This window comes from Paenibacillus sp. EKM10P, assembly GCF_011800655.1.
Lineage (GTDB): Bacteria > Bacillota > Bacilli > Paenibacillales > Paenibacillaceae > Paenibacillus > Paenibacillus polymyxa.
Genome location: NZ_JAALET010000046.1, coordinates 1 through 1,306 on the forward strand (window position 1 = coordinate 1; position 1,306 = coordinate 1,306).

At 53.8% G+C, this 1,306-nt stretch carries 1 protein-coding gene; it reads right to left on the reverse strand.

Features of this window, described 5'->3' with window-relative positions:
* On the reverse strand, positions 1 to 1,306 hold a 1,306-nt coding region (locus HFE01_RS26320; protein ID WP_243208287.1), incomplete at both ends, for a condensation domain-containing protein.

Genomic DNA, 1,306 nt, shown 5'->3' on the forward strand with positions numbered 1-1,306 from the left:
GATCATTGACCTCGGTGTGGTATGCACGATGTGCTTCCTGCAGTAGCAGTCGGGTGTCCTGTTCGCTCCACGCCACGCTCACCGTCTCACTGTCTCTGACCCAAAAATGCTGTCCTGCCGCTCTTTCTTGATCTTTAGGTAGCGATGCGACTTCCGCGTGGGCAAGACGCTGCCAATATTCGCGTTCATTGTCGATGGCCGGACTGTTGGCATATTGAGACAAACGCTCTGCCCAAGTGGAGAACGAATCCGTTTTATATGGCAAGCGAATCGCTTCTCCCCGAACGGCCTGCTCATATCCAGTCGCAAAATCCTCAAACACAATCCGCCATGAAATGCCGTCTACAACCAAATGGTGAATGGCAATCAGTAAATGATCTCCATCCATGCAGCGGAAAAGTCCCAGCTTCACCAGCGGTCCTTCGTCTAGACGAATCGAGCTTTGGATGGCATTGGCTTTCGTTTCCATCGCCATCGCAACATCTGCCGCATCTTCGACGCCTGTCAAATCCACAACGTCCAGATGATACAGCTCGCCTTCATTCATACCGCGATTCCACGCTTCATAGCCCTGTTCGGTCTGACGGAAGACCATACGCAGCGCATCATGATGCTCCGTCAACTTGGTCACCGTGTGATGCAATGCGGCTTCGTCAAAGCCTTCTGCTCGATGCAGCATCACCGACTGGTTAAAATAATGCGGCTCTGCCGAGGCTTGTCCAAAGAACCACTGCTGGATCGGGGTCAGCTTGACGCTGCCTGATATCTCGCCCTGATCGGTCGTACGGCTCACTTTTTGTACACGACCGCTCAGCAGCGAAATGGACGGATATTGGAACAAATCCTTCATGTCCAGCTTGTAGCCCGCTTGCAGCAAGCGGGACGATACCTGGATCGCTTTGATCGAATCGCCGCCGAGGTCAAAGAAATTATCCAAAATCCCGATTGTCTTCGCTCCTAAGACAGACTGCCAAATCGAAACCAACGTCTGCTCCAGTGCTGTGCGCGGCTCTACATAATCCGCTCCGCTTTGCAGGCTACCCTCCGGTGCTGGCAGGGCCTTGCGGTCGATTTTGCCGTTCGGTGTCAGCGGCATCTGCTTCAGCTGGATGAAGTATGAAGGCACCATGTAGTTGGGCAGCTCCTCACCCAGCAAGCTGCGCAGCTCACCCGCGCTGACGTCTCTTTCAGCGACATAGTACGCCACCAGTTGGTTTTGTCCCTGCTCATCCGCTTGGGCCAGGACGATGACCTCTTGCACGTCCTCCACTTTCAATATTTGTGCTTCGACCTCGCCCAGTTCGAT